This window comes from Nostoc sp. FACHB-110 (genome assembly GCF_014697425.1).
Classification (GTDB): Bacteria; Cyanobacteriota; Cyanobacteriia; order Cyanobacteriales; family Nostocaceae; genus Nostoc_B.
On sequence record NZ_JACJRU010000031.1, the window covers coordinates 21,125 to 37,529 of the forward strand.

Below are 16,405 nucleotides of genomic sequence, written 5' to 3' on the forward strand. Positions count from 1 at the left end.
TACCTACTTACTTAAAAAAGGAAATTCACTCAGTGAAGTAGCGAAAACTTTATTGCCATTCTCCCTGCAACGTAAATGCAGCCCAATAATAAGGTGCAGCATAATTTTGCTGACGAGACATTTCTATTTGTGCGGCTCTTAAGGCTGCCGCAGGTTTTAAATTTTTCTGCAACATATTGGTATAAAATTTCTTCATTAATTCTGCTGTCGCCTCGTCATCCACACTCCACAAACTCACAACCACACGCGGGCTTCCCGCATACATAAATCCTCTCGTCAAACCAACTAATCCCTCTCCTTTAACTTCTTCACCCAAACCTGTTTCACAAGCACTCAGAACTACCAACTCTGCTGGCAAACTCAGGTTAAAAATATCGTGGAGGCGGAGAAAACCATTTTGGGGTATGCCTTGATTATCAAACAGCGACAGCACTACCCCAGATAATTCTGGATTCGTACTATTCAGGATGCCGTGGGTAGCAAAATGTACAATTTGATATTTACCTAATTCGGGACTAGTAGCAATATCCCGGCTAGCACTAAAATCTAAGGCTTGCTTGCGTTCTTGGCTGGGTACGAGAGCAAGAATTTGTTCGGCTTCTTTGCGGGTAAACCGCAGGCGTTCAAAACTAATATCTGCTTCTCTGGCAGAACGAGCTAATTGTTTTTGGTCGAAGGTATCTAAATCTGGGATAATCGATAGTCGATTTGAGCGTTGACCTTGCAAGCGTTCATCATCTCGGGAAAATACCGGATCTGCTAATACGGCTATGGTTTTGGGGGCTTTGGGGCGATTTTTGAATTCTTGGCGTAAGAGTGCCAATGTTGAGGCTGAGGGTAAAGAGATAATTTCGTGTTCTGTAATTAATGGTTGATAATTTTGATTGTTGGGTATTGCCAAGGCACTGATTGGTACGTATTGCAAAGCACCATCACCCACAACAATCAAGCGTTTTTTTCCTAGCTGCTGGGCGGCGGGCGCAAGTATCATCTGGCTAAGGACGGCGGCTGGTTTGGCGATTTTGGTGGTACTAGTTCTTTGGGATGGAGCGGTTAAGGTGTTGCGAAATTCCTGCACAGCTTTTTCGATGTCTGTGCGTTTTGGGAGTTGATAACTAGTAATACTATTTTTGCTGACAACCCAGAGATAACTGCGCTCTTCGCCCAAGGAATATTCTAAGAGCAAAGTATCATTGTCTAACACCTGCTGCTGAATTTGTTGCAATGATAAAGGTTCGGGTTGGGTTAAGGCGGCGTACCGAGGGCTGGTGGCTCTAATTTTTGCTTGAATTTGCTCGTATTGTTTGAGTAGTTCTTCTGTTTGTTTACTTAAATTTTGGATTTGACTGTCGCTGTAGTTACTACTTAATAGTTGAATGCGGAATTTTTCTCGAGCATCAAGTTGCTGTTGCAAGTTACGTTCTGTTTGCAGCAGCTGGGGATTTACGCCCTGGCGGATGTCTGCGTTGGCTTCGGTGAGCAAGTCTAAAAGACTGCGCGCCCTAGCACGTTCGCTGACTTGTAATGCTTGGGCGTTATATCCTTTAGATGGTTGCTTTTGGTGGAGCTGCATCAACAGGTCGATGTAGAACTGATAATATTTCTGGACGGATGCAAAGTATGATGTTCGCAAATCTTGGCTGGTAACGTTGGTGCGGATATCTTCAACAATGTTAATGGTGTTTTCGATTTGGGTGAGGGCGGCGTTGAGATTGCCCCGATCGCGTTCTGTTTGAGCTATATAATACAGTGTGTCTGCTGCTCCGGTGCGATCGCCTATAGACTGACGCAATTTTAATTCTTGATTATAAGTAGCGAGTGCCTGTTGTGGTTGTTTTAAGGCGTTGTAAGTGCGAGCAATATTCCCAATAACGTTAGCTTGGGCAACTTTTTGAGCTAATTTTTGCCAACCAGTAGCTGCTTTTTGGGATAAATCTAGAGCTTTTTGATAATCACCTGATGCTAAATAAACTCTACCTAAAAAAGCATAGGCACTAGTTTCTGCAAAGTTATTTTGTTTTTGTTTGGCTAAGGTCAAAATTTGGTTAGCAGCATCTAAAGCTTTGGGATAATCTTTTAAAGCTTCGTAGACTCTGACTTTGCCACTAATAGCACTAACTTCGCCAATAATATTTCCTTGTTCGCGCCTTGCTTGTTGCGCTTGGTTGTAATAATCTAAAGCTCGGGGATAATCTGCTAAAGCACGGTATTCACTACCAATATTATCTAAAGTTTGCGCTAGTTGATCGCGATCGCCTGTGCTTTTAAATTTCTCTAGGGCTTGATTATAAGTTTCAATACTCAATTTATGATCGCCCAACAAACTATAAACTAAAGCAATATGTTTGAGGGTATCTCCTTCCCCTGAAACATCATTAACTTTGCGTTCAATATCTAGGGCTTGGTTGTAAAAATTGATGGCTTTTTGATAATCGCCTAATGAGGCATAAATTCCCCCAATCGTATCTAGTGTAAAAGCTTCCCGATTTTGATTTTTTGTACTCCGTTGCAATGTCAATGCTTGATTTAAAACATCAAGGGCTTTTTGCTTTTCACCTAACCTATCGTAAACTAGAGCCACTTGTCCGAGTACTTCTGCTTCAGCGTTGGGACTACCTGCTTTTTGTAATAGCGATCGCGCTTGGTTATAGTAGTTTAGGGCTGTCTGCGGTTCATTAAAAGAATAAGCCCCAGCAATAGCCGTTAAAATAGCAGCTTGTTTGCTAAGATTAAATGCTAAATCTGCTCCTGACAAATTACCTTGGATTTGTTGTTGGAGTTTCAAAGCTTGATTAAGATTTAAAAGTGCATTTTTCTCATCACCAATAGAGAAATAAACCACGCCAATGGTGTTCAGAGCATCAGCTTGCCCACTTACATCTTTTCTCGTCTTTTGAATTTCTAAGGCTTGCTGAAAACTAGCTAAAGCTTTTTGTGTTTCCCCTAAATTTGTATAGGCAATCCCAATAACTTGTAACGTATGTGCTTGCCCATCTAAATTTTTTTGCTCACGCTGAATTACCAATGCTTGATTATAAGCTTCTAAGGCTTTTTGCGTTTGCCCAGAATTAAAATAAACTCCACCAATCCCAATTAAAGCATTGGTAATAAAATAAGGTTTTTTCTCAGCTTGAAATAATGGCAATGCTTGGTTATAAAATGATAGTGCATTTTGTGGCTGACCTAAATTAGCGTAAGCATTAGCAATAGAATTCAACATCACAGCTTCACCAAAACGGTCTTTTTGTTCGCGGCGAATTGTCAGACCTTGCTGAAAATATGCCAATGCTTTTTGGTTATCATTTTGCGTATAGTACAGTGTACCAATAGCGAGGAGTGTTGTTGCTTCGTAATTGCGATCGCCTATTTGCCGCCAAAGTTTTAATGCTTCTTCATATTTTGCGATCGCTGCTTGTCGAGAGGTGGCTGTACCCTGTTCATAGAGTTGTTGTGCTTCTTGCAGCAGTTTTTGTGCTTGGGCTGCGACTGTTTGTTTATCAGAGTTGGGGTTTTGCGACGTAGAATTTGCCTGCTGGGCGATGTTGATACTAGCTGTTGCTGTCGCCGTTAATAGCTCTGAAGAAACTAGCATACTAACAAAGAGAACAAGTGCGCGATGTGTGAATCTTTGATTTCTCTTTGTCATAGCTACTCCTAAAAATTAGAATTAATCAATTGTTAGTGGTTGACTGTGATACTAATAGCCAAATAGTTGCTTGTTTCCTATATCCTGTCATTTGCTATGCGCAACATGGCACTCAACAAACAATTAGTTATTCTACATTTTTTAATGTGATTCTCCGGGTCTGCCTAAATCTAACTGAATAATACTTAATATAAAATTTCTACACCAAAACCTATGGAACTGCCTCAGCGCGTATCGATTCGCTACAAAGACACTTCCTACACCATGAGTGAGATACGCTTAAAAACCTTTCAACTTGCATTCAAAATTTGGGAAGAACAAAGCAAACCCAAAAAAACTGAGCTTTATGAGTTTCTTATGTCTTGCTTAAAACAGTTTGATCGCCAAGACCGCTTTATTATTTCACATTTATTTATAGAATTGGCAGATATGATTCGTAATTCTTCTTTAGATAGAAGTATGAGAGAAGTTCTCATTAAAATCTCCTTCAGAGAATTTGCTTGTGCATTGACAGACTTTGAAAATGCTGAAAAATGATAAGAGGGAACGGGAAACAGGCAAAACTCATGCTATTTCCCACTCCTTTGTAGAAAGAGTCTACTAACCTGCGGGTTGATGCTAGCCCATCAGTCCTCCATAATGAAACTGAATGGTACAAGTCCCAGATTTATCTGTGGTCTTAATCGCAAAATCATGCCAATTAAGGAGTTAGCAGAATCGAAAATAGTTGCTTCAACTTTGACAACCAAAGTAAAGTACTGTCATCTGAGTTAGCTGACTCCAAAATCCCAACTCCAAAATCGTTTGACCAAACCAATGCCAGAAAAGTTTGAAGATAAGTATCCAGCGTCTGAAGAACGAGAAAAGTTCTACCCCACCCAACACTTAAAAATCTACCAAACCAGCGATGCGGGACAGTTAATAATTTGTGAATGTCGCAATTGTTCAACTCCACTATCAATTGATGTTCAGTTTTTAACACCAAAAAATTCTAAACCCCGGCCGAAAAACAAGCCTGATACTCCACAAGATGATGGGATAAAATGCCCTAATTGTGGTCGAGTTCCTATATTTTTAGAAGGTTGTGCCGTACAGTCAATTGCTCAATTACCTTCTTCGCCGTGGCAACCAAAAGAAGAGTAAAGTGTAAAATATCACAATCAAAGCCTAAGTTCGGATTTTGTTGATGGCTGAAATCCCTAATCTGAGTGCCTACTCAGCACTTTGCTTTAATTGTCTACTGCACTCATATCAAATTCTCTGCCCACTGGCTTTAAAATAGCGATCGCTATGCCAAAGTCGTGCTTAAAGTTCCGCTCACAGTCACAGCCGGAACTTTAGAGCAAAATTTTTATACTCCAAAATTTTATACTTGCGACTAAAAATATATATCCCAAGAAGAATATTTTTATTTTGCCGAGGCTTGTGTCATCCTATCTGGGTAAGACGCAGATTAACAGCGTGCCAGACTAAGCTTAATATACAATCCACTGTAATTGAATAACGTTACAGTCTTAGTCAATGTAATGAAAACTATCAGCGCACTTTTTAGCGAAGAACGTCAACAACTGCAAACAGAAATTGATCACTCAATTAGTGTTGAGCAAGTAGTTAAGCTAGTACAAAGCCGTCTCGATAATTTAGAAAGAGCCTATATTAGTGAGCTAAATCTCACGCAAGTGCGTTTAGCTGCCTTTATTTTGGATATGCTGCGACAGTCTATCGCTACTCTTGCTGCAGCGAATCAATCTTCCGTGACTTCCCAACAGCAAAAGCCAATTTCTGATTTAGATTTAGCTAAGTTTTCCCCCAATAGATTGATATTAAAGTCGCTTAAAGCACTTATTTATGTGGGAATTTTAGGTTCGTTGTTTTCGTTAACTAAGATTAACGCCAGTGCTTGGATGGCTATATTGCTGACTTCCCTGCTGATAGGCTTAGAAATTGTCCTGCAACTTGACAAAAATCATCCTGCTACTGAATTATTAGAACTACCCCAGCCAGTGTTGCGAGTTGATAGCAAGATTCTGCTGGATAACCTTGCTGATGCTCTTCATACTATCGATTTAGCTGTGGCGAGATTTGCAGAAGGTAATCAAGCCGAAGACGATCGCACTATTGAAGAATTACCAGAATTACTCAACTTTTTGCAACGGCTAATGGGAGCATCATATCTCGATCAACCCCAAATGGCGATCGCACTAGCTAAAATGCTGCCACAAATTTTAATGTCTCAAGGAATCCAGGCGCAAATTTATCAACCACAAGCCGCACTTAGTGGCAGAGAATATTTTGATTTTGAGCCAAGTATCGACCCTGATACTCAAGATTACGTTACCATTACGCCTGCTTTAATCAAAGGCGATCGCTTGTTGCGACGCGGAAGGGTAATTGAGCCGGCGTATTCCCAAGCGAGAGAATCATGAAAATCATCGAAACAATTGGTTTTGATTTGGGACACGGTGAAACTGCGGTAGCCAAAGCTATCGTAGAAAGTATTGAACCGCCCCAAATGTTAGAAGTTAATCATAAGAAAAATCAAATTACGGCTTTAGGTTGGCATCCTCAACTGGGTTATTTAGTGGGTGAACAAGCTTTAATTCAAGCTGGGGTGACTCAACTGACAATTTCTTTTAAACAAAAACCCAACAACGATCCTGAATATAAAAAGATAATTTCTACATTTCTCGCTACCTACTACCGCCTACTCCAAGACAGTAAACAAATTGAAGGAGAAGCAAGTAGCTATTTTTACGTTGGTTGTCCTTCGGGATGGACAGCAAGCGATCGCGCCGAATATCAAAAGCTCCTACAAGCAGCCGGCATTACTCAACTGAATGTTATACCCGAATCACGAGCGGCTTTTATGCAAGCCAAAGAAGCCGGGAAATTAGAGTACGATAAACTACTCTCATCGGTATTAATTGTTGATATTGGTTCCTCAACCACAGATTTTACCTTGGTTAAAAGCTTACATGAAGTACCAGTAGATTTCGGTAGTAATGCTCTAGGAGCATCTTTAATTGACAAAGCCATTTTTGCCTGGACTCTAGCGCAACATCAACAAAAAACCTTGCTAGAAAAAGTATTTCAAGAATATCCTCATCACCAAGCGCGCTGCGAACTTGCTTGTCGTAAAGCCAAAGAAGATTTCTTTTCTAACGAACAGCTATATCATGACCCAAAATCTTTTGCCCGTGGCTTTGAGTCTATCAACGAGCAGATTTATTTTATTCCTCAAGTCAATAAATTATTGATGGAGGAGATTTTAAATCAACCTCTAGCTGAATTGGGCAATAAAAGTTGGCTACAAGCCTTTAAAGACTCAGTAAATGAAGCGAAACAAAAGCTTGAACATTTAGGCATTGTGCCAAAACTTGTGTTGATGACTGGTGGTGCATCACGGATGAAATTTACCCACCAAATTTGTCAACAAATTTTTCCCGAACCAGAAACACTTCTGCGCCCCGATCCTGAACCAGAACGCTGTATTGCCCTGGGTTTAGCCCGTGTAGGTCGTTGGGATTTACGCGCCACAGCCTTTGAGCAAGAAGTTAATAAACTGTTAGATTCACAAAAACTCAAACAACTGATTAGTAGGCATATCCCCGAGTTAGTGGAATTATTAACTCAGCCTTTAGCTGATGGTTTGATTGAAAACGCCGTCAAACCAGGAGTCAAAGACTGGCAACAAAACAAAATCCGTACTTTAGCAGATTTAGAAGTGTCGATGAAAAAGCGAGCCGAACAATGGCTAAAAAGCGAGTCCCCAAGGGATAGCTCCGCTTCACGCTCTGGGCAGATAATTAACAAACAATGCATTAGTTGGTTTAACAATAAAATTCAACCCGACTTAGCCGCAGAAACAGATCCCATCTGTCGAAAGTTTCAAATACCCAGAAGCAGCTTAAGGTTTGAAGACAGCATTGAGCCGAATTTTGTTAACCCAGAACTCCGTATAGGAGATGCCATTCTTGCCGACACAGTGGGGTTTATTGTCAATTTAGTGATTGGTGGAGGCACACTAGCAAGTATTATCACCTTGATTCTTACAGGACACTTGACTTGGCCGATCGCTTTAGTATACGGTGCTTCGGTCATGGCTGCTGGTATGGAACTAAATCGCAAATCTGTTCAAGAAGTCATCAAAGCAAATTTGGATCTGCCTACTTGGATTCGTTCTAGCTTTATGAACGACAAAAAGATTGAAGATATGTCCAACCAAATCAAACCTGAATTAGAGAAAGTTCTGCGAGAACAATTAACAACAAATCAAGCAGCTTTTGAGCAACTGATTGAAAAAGTTGAAAAAGGACTTCACACAGCACTGTCTACCAAAGTTCAAGAAGCAATTATTCTCATTCAATAGAATATTTTCAACCATAAATTATTCATTGTTATGCGGTGGGTACGATGCCCACCTTGCAATTAAAAAAAAGCTTGCCTAAGCTCGGCTTTATCCATTTTTTTCGCCATACAATCACTAATGCTAAAACCTATACGGGGTCTTAGTTTTACTTTTTCGATTTCACCGTGAATCAGTGACGTAGAAAAAGTATTTGCCAAAAAGCCAGGGTTTTTGACAGATAAAGAAAACCGAGTTCTTAATTTTGGATAAAGCCGAGCTAAAAAGCTGAACAAAAATTTTGGATACTTTTTTATTTATATGTTTTTATTTCTTACTTGATAAATCAATACGGTTCAGTTAAGAGAATAGTAGGTTGGGTGTAGCGATAGCGTAACCCAACAAAGTATGCGTGAATGTTGGGTTCCGTTCCTCCACCCAACCTACACCAGTCTAAGTTGTTGCCTTAACTGAACTGTATTGCTTGATAAATCTAATAGTGTAACTGTCCTAGGGCTGAATTTTTTTGAAGAATGTATTGAACCATAACACTATTGACTCACGCTAAATCTAACTGTAAACAAAGCACAGATTGGTTTGTTTTATTTGTCTGTTTACTACCTCAGATGCCCAGTGATTTTATGCCTACAGAAAGAGGTTCAACTGTTAATCGTTGGCGACAATTTAACTTGACTTGAGAAGTGGAAATATTTTTGTATTTCAATTGCCAAAAAACGCAAATTAACTATCAGATTTTTCAGGGAAAAATAAATTAGCAAATTTTTAAAATTTTCTCAAAAAAAATAGCTATATACACAAGCTCGCTAGAACTAGAGGACGCAAATTGCTTTTCTAATTAAAGTATCTAATATCTAATTAAAATTAAGCCTAATTATAGAGTATTTGACATTCAAATTAATGTTAGAAAATCAATAGCAATTTTTTTGAAGAACCCAGAAACAAAAACATACAGAACATTTAAGGAACTATTAGCATGAAATCTGTTAAATTATCTAAATCTATTTGGGCAAGCTTGTTTGCTATAAGTTTTGCCTCTGTTTTGACAATCCCTGTTGCCGCACAAACAGGTAGCGGCGGTGGTAGTAGTGGCAGCAGTAGTGGTACAGGTACAACGGGTACAACAGGTACAGGCAGCACGGGTACAGGAACAACAGGTACTAGCGGTACAGGTAGTACAGGTTTAGGTACAGGCACAGGTACTAGCGGTACAGGTAGTACAGGCTTAGGTACAGGCACAGGTACTAGCGGTACAGGTACTGGTGGTACTACTGGTACTGGTACTGGCGGTACAGGTAGTACAGGTTTAGGTACAGGTACTGGCGGCACTACTGGTACTGGTACAGGTACAGGTACTAGCGGTACAGGCAGCACAGGTTTAGGTACAGGTACTGGCGGTACTACTGGTACAGGTAGCACAGGTTTAGGCACAGGTACTGACGGTACTACTGGTACTGGCACAGGTTTAGGTACAGGCACGGGTACTGGTGGTACTACTGGTACAGATAGCACAGGTACAACAGGTACAGATTCATATGGTACAAGCGGTTCCACTGGTGCTGGCACAACTACAGGTGGTAGCTCTTATCAAGGAACTAGTGATGTCAGAGGCGATCGCGGTTCTAACAATTGGGGTTGGTTAGGTTTACTGGGTTTAGCAGGTTTAGCAGGCTTGGCTCGTAAACGTGAAGAACCCAAAGTTTACCGCGACCCTAATGAAGTAACAGGAACTCGCTCCCGATTTTAATTGTTGAATTTCACCTCCAGCGTGAGCAGAAATTCAACAATTAAAATAGCAGCAGTGCGTTAGTAATACCAACGCACTGCTTTTATCAAGCTGATAGAGATGAGATATCCGCTGAAGTGAGAAATCAGTTGTAATAATGGGTTATGCGATTGTAAACGATTGAAAAAATACAAACTGTGAAAGACCATTTCAACACAAATGCGATGAATGGGCTGTTACAATTATCATCTTCAATCTGAGGTGTTTTAAACACCTAATAATCTGTAAATTAAGCTGTTGATAATAGTCAGGGCAAACGCGCCTAGCACCGCACTCCAAATACCGAAGCGCAAGCGAAAGCCCTCTACTAACCATGCAGCAATGCTAAAACAAACAACGGCAATCATGAATGTAAAGATGCCGGATAACAAATCAAAAGTCAGAAAATTTGGAACTGCAAATATCAAGCGTAAAATCGGTCTCACAATCGCAGTAACAATACCGAGAACTGCTGCCGAAATCAATGCTTTTTTGGGAGAGTCAACCTCAACTCCTAAAGGGAGTTTACTAATAAGTAACAAGCTGATAGATGTTACTACCCAAACAATTAAAAGTGTCACAATTACATTCATTGCCATAACCCTTGAAACGCGAATGGCGATTGGCGATCGCTTACTCAAGTAACCGATCTATGAATCTTTGAAGTTTAGCCAATTATCTGTAAGTTAGCAGATTTTTTTATCTAGATAGAATTTATTTTGTATCTCTTTAGGTTTAGGCAATGAAGAGAGTGCAGCACTTTCAGTAAGACATGAGAAGGGAAAGTCACAAAAAGCAAGTTATTTCCCATTCCCTTTGTCTCATTTTTACCTTTGAGGTGTAGAATTACTTTGCCCTGGTGCGTTAGGAATAGCAGGAGTAAGATTCACATTCGGGTTAATGGGACTCACACCTTGTCCAGCCGGAGTTTGCACAGGAGCCGAAGGTATTGAGTTAGGTGTAAAATTGCCTGGTTGATTAATGTCGGGAATTGGAGCAGTTGGTATCCCAGGATTAGATGGTAAATAGGGGTTTGTCGGCAAGTTAGGCGCAGAAGTAGATGTTTGAGTAGGCCCTGGTATAATTCCCAGAGAAACGCGATCGCCTCCTACTTGACGCAATATATCTAATGTCTCAATCACATCATTGTAAGTTGTCGTCCGAGACGCATTTAATACCAAAATTCCATCGGGATTCTGCTGAAGATATTGCTTTAAATTCTCTGCTAATTCCTCCCGTTTGACAGGTTGTTTTTCGATATAAGTATTGCCTACTGCATCAATAGTGACAATCCGACTAGCATTCTGCCCCGCAGGTGTACCTGTAGCAGCTTTCGGTAAATCAACATTAATAGCTTGTTGGCGAGTAAATTGCAAAGCTGCTAACAAAAAAAACGTCAAAATGCAAAAAACAACATCAATTAATGGAATGATCTGGATTTGTACTTCTTCAACTGGAGTATGCAGATTAACTTTCATCGTCTTTGAATTTTTGGTTATTGCTCAGGATCTAGTGAATCATTCACATTGGGTGATTCGGGAGGTTTAGTAAATGAATTTCTCGCCGGTTTACGTGGTGGTGTAAAGCTATCTCGTGTAGCTTCCGCAATTGAGCCACTCTTACTAAACTCTGGTGGAGATTGGCGGTAAAGTAATTCCAACTCATTACCAGCACTGCGAAAAACTTTGACTTGGTTAACCAAAAAACTTTGAAATAAGCGATAAAACGCCAAACTCACAATTGCAACTATTAACCCTGTAGCAGTACTAATTAGGGATTCACCAATCCCAGTAGTTACCCCAGCCGTTGATTCTGTGCCTAAATCACCAATGCGAATCGATCGCAAAGAATGAATCAAACCTAACACAGTACCCAACAATCCTAACAAAGGAGATAGGGCGATTACGGCTTCTAACAATTTTTCACCGCGGCGCATCCCAGCTAATTCATCTTCAGCCGTGGCTTCTAATGCTAAACGAAAAGTTTCTAAATCTACTTTTAATAAGCGTAAAGGTGCGTAGAGAAACCGCCCAATTGGTTGATCTGTAGCTTGTTTGGCAATATCCGCAGCTACATCCCAATCTTCTTGAGCCGCATCCAGCACCCGATTAACTATTTCCTTTTCTTGATTTAAAATCCGCAGCCAGAACCACAAACGTTCTAAAATTACACTTAAAGCTAAAACTGATAAAACAGCCAAAGGCCACATTGCTGGGCCACCTTTTTGAAACAGGTCTAAAATATCCACTGTTTAATTTTCCTCCCTCCGTTCCTTAAGCAATTATCCCAAAGCATTTTTATTCTAAAGATTAACGTGCAGTTAGGAACTTAGATCAAACAAATTTCATCAGAGACAGGAAATACAGTGAATAAATATTTTTACTCAGCACTCAACACTCAGCACGGGCTAAACGCCCCGCTACCGCTAACAGCACTCAGCATTTACTGTTTTACAGGAATTTGAATTTTAAATTCAGTTCCTTGGCCTGGGGTAGACACACAAATTAGCTTGCCGTTATGTCTTTCAGTAATAATTTGGTAGCTAATTGCCATACCCATACCTGTACCTTTACCTACTGGTTTAGTCGTAAAGAATGGGTCAAAGACACGGTTTTTCACTTGTTCTGGCATTCCTGGGCCATTATCTGCGATCGCAATTTCTACCCATTGAGTATCAATAACTGATGTCCGGATCGTAATTTGCGGTTCGATGAGTAAGTCGGGATTTTGCCCTGTTGAGTCTTGACTTTTGATTATTGACTCTTCTAAAGCATCAATCGCATTTACCAAAATATTCATCAAAACTTGATTAAGTTGACCAGGAAAGCACTCTACTAGTGGCAAGTTACTAAAGTCTCGCACAACTTCCACTCCAGGAGAGTCTGGCTTATCTTTCAGACGATGTTGCAAAATTAATAGTGTGCTTTCAATACCTTCATGAATGTCAACGGTTTTAAATTCCGATTCATCCATCCGCGAAAAATTTCGCAGCGATAGCACAATATTACGAATCCTCTGTGTTCCCATCTTCATCGAAGGTAAAATCTTCTGTAAATCTTCGATCACAAACTCTAAATCGACTTCTTCCGCGAATGCTTGAATCTCTTGGTCATCAGGATAACGTTTTTGATAAATATCCAGCATTTTGACCATATTTTCTACGTATTCGCTCAGATGCACTATATTACCGTGAATAAAGTTGACGGGGTTGTTGATTTCATGGGCAACTCCGGCTACTAGTTGACCAAGGCTCGACATTTTTTCGTTTTGAATGACTTGTGCTTGCGTGCGTTGTAATTCAATTAATGTAGTTTTCAGTTCATTTGTTCGTTCTGATACTCTATCTTCTAATTCTGCTTTACTCGCTTCTAAGGCGGCAAAAGATTGACGCAATTGCTCTGCCATGTAATTAAAAGATTGTGCTAGTGTGTTGAGTTCTTCAATAGAACTCATACGTACGGTTTGTTCTAAATTACCAAATGCCATTGCTTGACTAGCACGATTAATCCGCAAAATTGGCTGTATTAACCAGCGAGAAGTAAAATAGCCAATAACAATTGCTAAAATTAATGCTCCAAAACAAAACAAAACTGTAATTTGAGTGTTAGTAATAATTCTGTCCATAAAAGCTCTTTCTGGCACACTTACTACTACTAACCAATCAAGTCCATATTGATCGCGCCAAGGGGTAACATATACAAAGTTTGTTTCTTGCTGAAACTTCAATTGAAGTTTTTTTGGTTCGGTAATCGACTCAAAACCGTTGAATTTTTTTTGAATCTGTTTAGCAATATTTTGAATTGTTATATCTGGGCTTTCTGTAGCTTTTATGCGTTGAATTTGATTATTTTTGAGAGTAAAAGGTTCTTGTTTGCTAGAGTTAGCAATTAACATCCCATCTCGTTCTAAAATAAACACCCGTCCAACATGACTAACATCTAAACTTCGCAAAAATTCACTCAATTTCAACAAATGAATATCTGCAGCAATCATCCCTAATAGTTGATTTTGCTGATCATATATGGGGCGAGCGGCTGAAGCAGCAATATATGGATATTTGTAATTAATAGTAACGATACGTGACCAAATTGGTTTACCGGCTTTGATGGGTTCGGTATACCAGGGTTCTTGGAAGTTATTCCAATCAATTTTATCCAAAACTTTAGTACGATTGCCTTGATTATCTGTTGCGTATGTGTGCCAATTTTTAGGCGGTTTAGCAGTCCAATCATCAATGGTGATTGTTTTGCCATCGTATCGACTGGCTCCTGCACCTTCACCTGTGGTTAATCCGAAGCCTATATAGGATAAATCATAGGCTTGCATTTGTTTCCAGAAAAACTTACTAACTGTTTGGCGATCGCGTACATTCAATAATCCCATTTTTACAGCCTCTGCATTTATCTGATTTACCTTTTGGGGAATAGATAAATAAGCATCTAGGTGTTGATCAACCATTGTGTTGGTTCTATCCATCAGCTGATTTGCTAAATTATTGACTGCTTTCTGCCCATTTTTAAAAGATAAATAGCCCACTAAACCAACTGCACCGAATATTTGTAAAGCAAACGGCACAATCAAAACCAATTGTAAAGGAAACGCTTTCATCCGGTGAGTGTTCGGTCTATCCATCAAATTCGCTCCTCTAACCCTGGATAGATGAAAATTGTATTTACCGCCCCTAGTGTTCCCAGTTACCAAATTTCAATTAACATTCCAACAAAAATATATTTTTGTAAACTATTCCTGATTTGCTTGTATCGCATCTTCCTAACCCATTGAGGACGGTTATTCCCACCAGAATTTATCTACAGGATTTGCCAAAATGAAAGGTAACTAGAGGGAGAAAAAATGAAATTTTCTATTGATTCTGTTTACAATTGGTATCGCAATTTAATCCGTAATCCTAAGTACCGCTGGTGGGTAATTCTCGGAACGCTAGTTTACTTTATCAGTCCTATTGATATCGTTCCTGATGTTTTCCCTATCGTTGGCGAAATTGACGATATTTTGCTGATGACTTTGTTAGTCACTGAAGTTTCTGGGCTAGTGCTTGAAGGCTGGAAAGCTCGTAAAGGCGTTACCACAAATCCTGCCAATCCTCCGGAAGATGCTACTACTGATACGGCAAAAACAGTCGATGTTGATGCTGTTTCTGTCAAATAATTGCTTATCTCAAATTGTTTTTACAAAAACCCTGTTCTGGCTGGTTATTTGCTGGAGCAGGGATAATTTTTTGAATTAAGCTTCATGCTTCCTGCCTGCTCCTGAAGCTCAATGTTGGTCAAAGTAGAACGGGAGAAATACAAATTCTGCGACAGCATCCTTGATTAACATCTTCGGTATACTAGTAAATATACTGAAAATTTATCAAAAACTTAATAAAAACTCAATAATGACACTATTATTTTAGTTGTTAAAAAGATAATATATTAGATATGGAATTTTACTTAGACTAATATAAAGGCTATATCATTAACATGATGTGAAATAGCAACTAATTCCCATAATTCAGGTAAAAAATTTAAGTTTGCTAGCCCCATAGAAAATTTACTATGACAACATGGCAAAGTTAGCTAAAATTTTTAATTAAAAAATACACAATTGCCCGGATTACTTTAAGTAAGATTGACTATTGTTTTAAGAGTAAATTCTGGCACTATACAAAATTAGATATGATGCGATCGCCATAATATCAACTGCATTTAAATGGGGAACTAGTGCGTGAGCAAATTCAATGTGCTAATGAAAATATCTGGCTGTGACAACTCAAAACGAGTAGGAGATGTCATCTTTATCCACGGACTGATGGGAGATCCTTGGGATACTTGGCACAGTGGACAAGGACAAAAGGAGAATTTTTGGCCAGCGTGGCTAGGTGAAGAATTCCCAGAACTCGGCATTTGGTCGCTAGGATACGAAATTGAACCTTGGGCTTGGAACGAAAATACAATGCCTTTAGTGGAGCGAGCTATTAACATACTGGCACTATTAGATGCATATGATATAGGCGATCGCCCCTTGATGTTCATTACTCATAGCATGGGAGGTCTATTAGCCAAACAAATTCTACATCATGCCTTTGATTGTGCAACCGCAAAATGGCAAGCACTTGTCCAACAAACCAAAGGAATTGTTTATCTTTCTACGCCCAATTCTAGTCATAATTTTACTAATTGGATTAACTATATTGGCACGCTTCTCGGTGATGATGTCAACTTGAAAGAGTTAGAAGCAAAGTATGGTCAATTGCGGCAACTTAACTTGTTATATCACCATCATCAACACCTCAGTAAAATTCCTCTGGCAGTTTATTGTGAAACTCAAAAAACGGGCGATATTTTAGTAGTTGATCAAATGAGTGCCAATCCTGAGATTCCTGGAATTCAGCCCATCCCCATAGAAGAAAACCATATTTCGATTTCTCAGCCTGCATCAAAAGATAGTTTGCTTTATGAGCAAGTCAAGCAGTTTATTCAGCAACAAATCAATCAAGGAATTAAACCTCAACTACTAGAAACTATCAATCCTAATTAAAGCATTGCCTAATCTGTTGAAGGACTGAATACATTGCTAGTAAAAATGGGTAAACCTTTGCGTTTATTTGCGTTTGACTCCGCGTCCCTCTGCG

General features: G+C 39.5%; 12 protein-coding genes. 7 read left to right on the plus strand and 5 right to left on the minus strand.

Annotated features, from left to right (window positions below; all coding sequences use genetic code 11):
- Positions 1-49 precede the first annotated feature (49 nt).
- Positions 50-3,592 (minus strand): CHAT domain-containing protein, encoded by a 3,543-nt coding sequence (locus H6G69_RS23420; RefSeq protein WP_242072155.1) that lies wholly within the window; start codon positions 3,590-3,592, stop codon positions 50-52.
- A gap of 267 nt (positions 3,593-3,859) precedes the next feature.
- Here H6G69_RS23420 and H6G69_RS23425 point away from each other — a divergent pair, with 267 nt between their 5' ends.
- The 5 genes from H6G69_RS23425 (at position 3,860) to H6G69_RS34840 (ending at position 9,756) form a co-directional block, all read left to right on the plus strand.
- Positions 3,860-4,183 carry a hypothetical protein gene (locus tag H6G69_RS23425; RefSeq protein ID WP_190691529.1) on the plus strand — a complete coding sequence of 108 codons (324 nt, stop codon included), beginning with the start codon at positions 3,860-3,862 and terminating at the stop codon, positions 4,181-4,183.
- Between the two features lie 279 nt (positions 4,184-4,462).
- Positions 4,463-4,789, plus strand: coding sequence for a hypothetical protein (locus tag H6G69_RS23430; RefSeq protein ID WP_190691530.1), 327 nt, complete (start codon positions 4,463-4,465; stop codon positions 4,787-4,789).
- 383 nt (positions 4,790-5,172) lie between these two features.
- The gene (locus tag H6G69_RS23435; protein WP_190691531.1) at positions 5,173-6,072 is read left to right on the plus strand and encodes a hypothetical protein; all 900 of its coding nucleotides are present in this window, start codon (positions 5,173-5,175) and stop codon (positions 6,070-6,072) included.
- Positions 6,069-8,015 carry an Hsp70 family protein gene (locus H6G69_RS23440; protein WP_190691532.1) on the plus strand — a complete coding sequence of 649 codons (1,947 nt, stop codon included), beginning with the start codon at positions 6,069-6,071 and terminating at the stop codon, positions 8,013-8,015. The genes H6G69_RS23435 and H6G69_RS23440 overlap by 4 nt, the downstream gene beginning before the upstream one ends.
- Positions 8,016-8,985: 970 nt before the next feature.
- Positions 8,986-9,756, plus strand: a complete 771-nt coding sequence (locus H6G69_RS34840) for a WGxxGxxG-CTERM domain-containing protein (protein WP_190691533.1) — start codon at positions 8,986-8,988, stop codon at positions 9,754-9,756.
- 245 nt (positions 9,757-10,001) lie between these two features.
- Here H6G69_RS34840 and H6G69_RS23450 read toward each other — a convergent pair whose 3' ends face one another.
- The 4 genes from H6G69_RS23450 to H6G69_RS23465 all read right to left on the minus strand — a co-directional run bounded on the left by H6G69_RS23450 (position 10,002) and on the right by H6G69_RS23465 (position 14,406).
- On the minus strand, positions 10,002-10,367 hold the full coding sequence (locus H6G69_RS23450) for a phage holin family protein (protein WP_190691534.1): 366 nt from the start codon (positions 10,365-10,367) through the stop codon (positions 10,002-10,004).
- A 234-nt stretch (positions 10,368-10,601) separates the two neighbouring features.
- Positions 10,602-11,252, minus strand: coding sequence for a biopolymer transporter ExbD (locus H6G69_RS23455; RefSeq protein WP_190691535.1), 651 nt, complete (start codon positions 11,250-11,252; stop codon positions 10,602-10,604).
- A gap of 17 nt (positions 11,253-11,269) precedes the next feature.
- Positions 11,270-12,022: a MotA/TolQ/ExbB proton channel family protein gene (locus H6G69_RS23460; protein ID WP_190691536.1), complete on the minus strand. Its 753-nt coding sequence runs from the start codon at positions 12,020-12,022 to the stop codon at positions 11,270-11,272.
- Positions 12,023-12,216: 194 nt separating this feature from the next.
- The gene (locus tag H6G69_RS23465) at positions 12,217-14,406 is read right to left on the minus strand and encodes an ATP-binding protein (RefSeq protein ID WP_190691537.1); all 2,190 of its coding nucleotides are present in this window, start codon (positions 14,404-14,406) and stop codon (positions 12,217-12,219) included.
- Between the two features lie 219 nt (positions 14,407-14,625).
- Between H6G69_RS23465 and H6G69_RS23470 the strand changes: the two genes are divergently transcribed.
- Positions 14,626-14,940: a YkvA family protein gene (locus H6G69_RS23470; protein ID WP_190691538.1), complete on the plus strand. Its 315-nt coding sequence runs from the start codon at positions 14,626-14,628 to the stop codon at positions 14,938-14,940.
- A gap of 579 nt (positions 14,941-15,519) precedes the next feature.
- On the plus strand, positions 15,520-16,311 hold the full coding sequence (locus H6G69_RS23475) for a triacylglycerol lipase (RefSeq protein WP_190691539.1): 792 nt from the start codon (positions 15,520-15,522) through the stop codon (positions 16,309-16,311).
- The last annotated feature ends 94 nt before the right edge of the window (positions 16,312-16,405 follow it).

Bases quoted from the DNA above. Each gene is read 5' to 3' on its own strand.
- H6G69_RS23420 (WP_242072155.1), bottom strand. From the start codon at position 3,592: ATGCTAGTTTCTTCAGAGCTATTAACGGCGACAGCAACAGCTAGTATC.
- H6G69_RS23425 (WP_190691529.1), top strand. From the start codon at position 3,860: ATGGAACTGCCTCAGCGCGTATCGATTCGCTACAAAGACACTTCCTAC.
- H6G69_RS23430 (WP_190691530.1), top strand. From the start codon at position 4,463: ATGCCAGAAAAGTTTGAAGATAAGTATCCAGCGTCTGAAGAACGAGAA.
- H6G69_RS23435 (WP_190691531.1), top strand. From the start codon at position 5,173: ATGAAAACTATCAGCGCACTTTTTAGCGAAGAACGTCAACAACTGCAA.
- H6G69_RS23440 (WP_190691532.1), top strand. From the start codon at position 6,069: ATGAAAATCATCGAAACAATTGGTTTTGATTTGGGACACGGTGAAACT.
- H6G69_RS34840 (WP_190691533.1), top strand. From the start codon at position 8,986: ATGAAATCTGTTAAATTATCTAAATCTATTTGGGCAAGCTTGTTTGCT.
- H6G69_RS23450 (WP_190691534.1), bottom strand. From the start codon at position 10,367: ATGAATGTAATTGTGACACTTTTAATTGTTTGGGTAGTAACATCTATC.
- H6G69_RS23455 (WP_190691535.1), bottom strand. From the start codon at position 11,252: ATGAAAGTTAATCTGCATACTCCAGTTGAAGAAGTACAAATCCAGATC.
- H6G69_RS23465 (WP_190691537.1), bottom strand. From the start codon at position 14,406: ATGGATAGACCGAACACTCACCGGATGAAAGCGTTTCCTTTACAATTG.
- H6G69_RS23470 (WP_190691538.1), top strand. From the start codon at position 14,626: ATGAAATTTTCTATTGATTCTGTTTACAATTGGTATCGCAATTTAATC.
- H6G69_RS23475 (WP_190691539.1), top strand. From the start codon at position 15,520: ATGAAAATATCTGGCTGTGACAACTCAAAACGAGTAGGAGATGTCATC.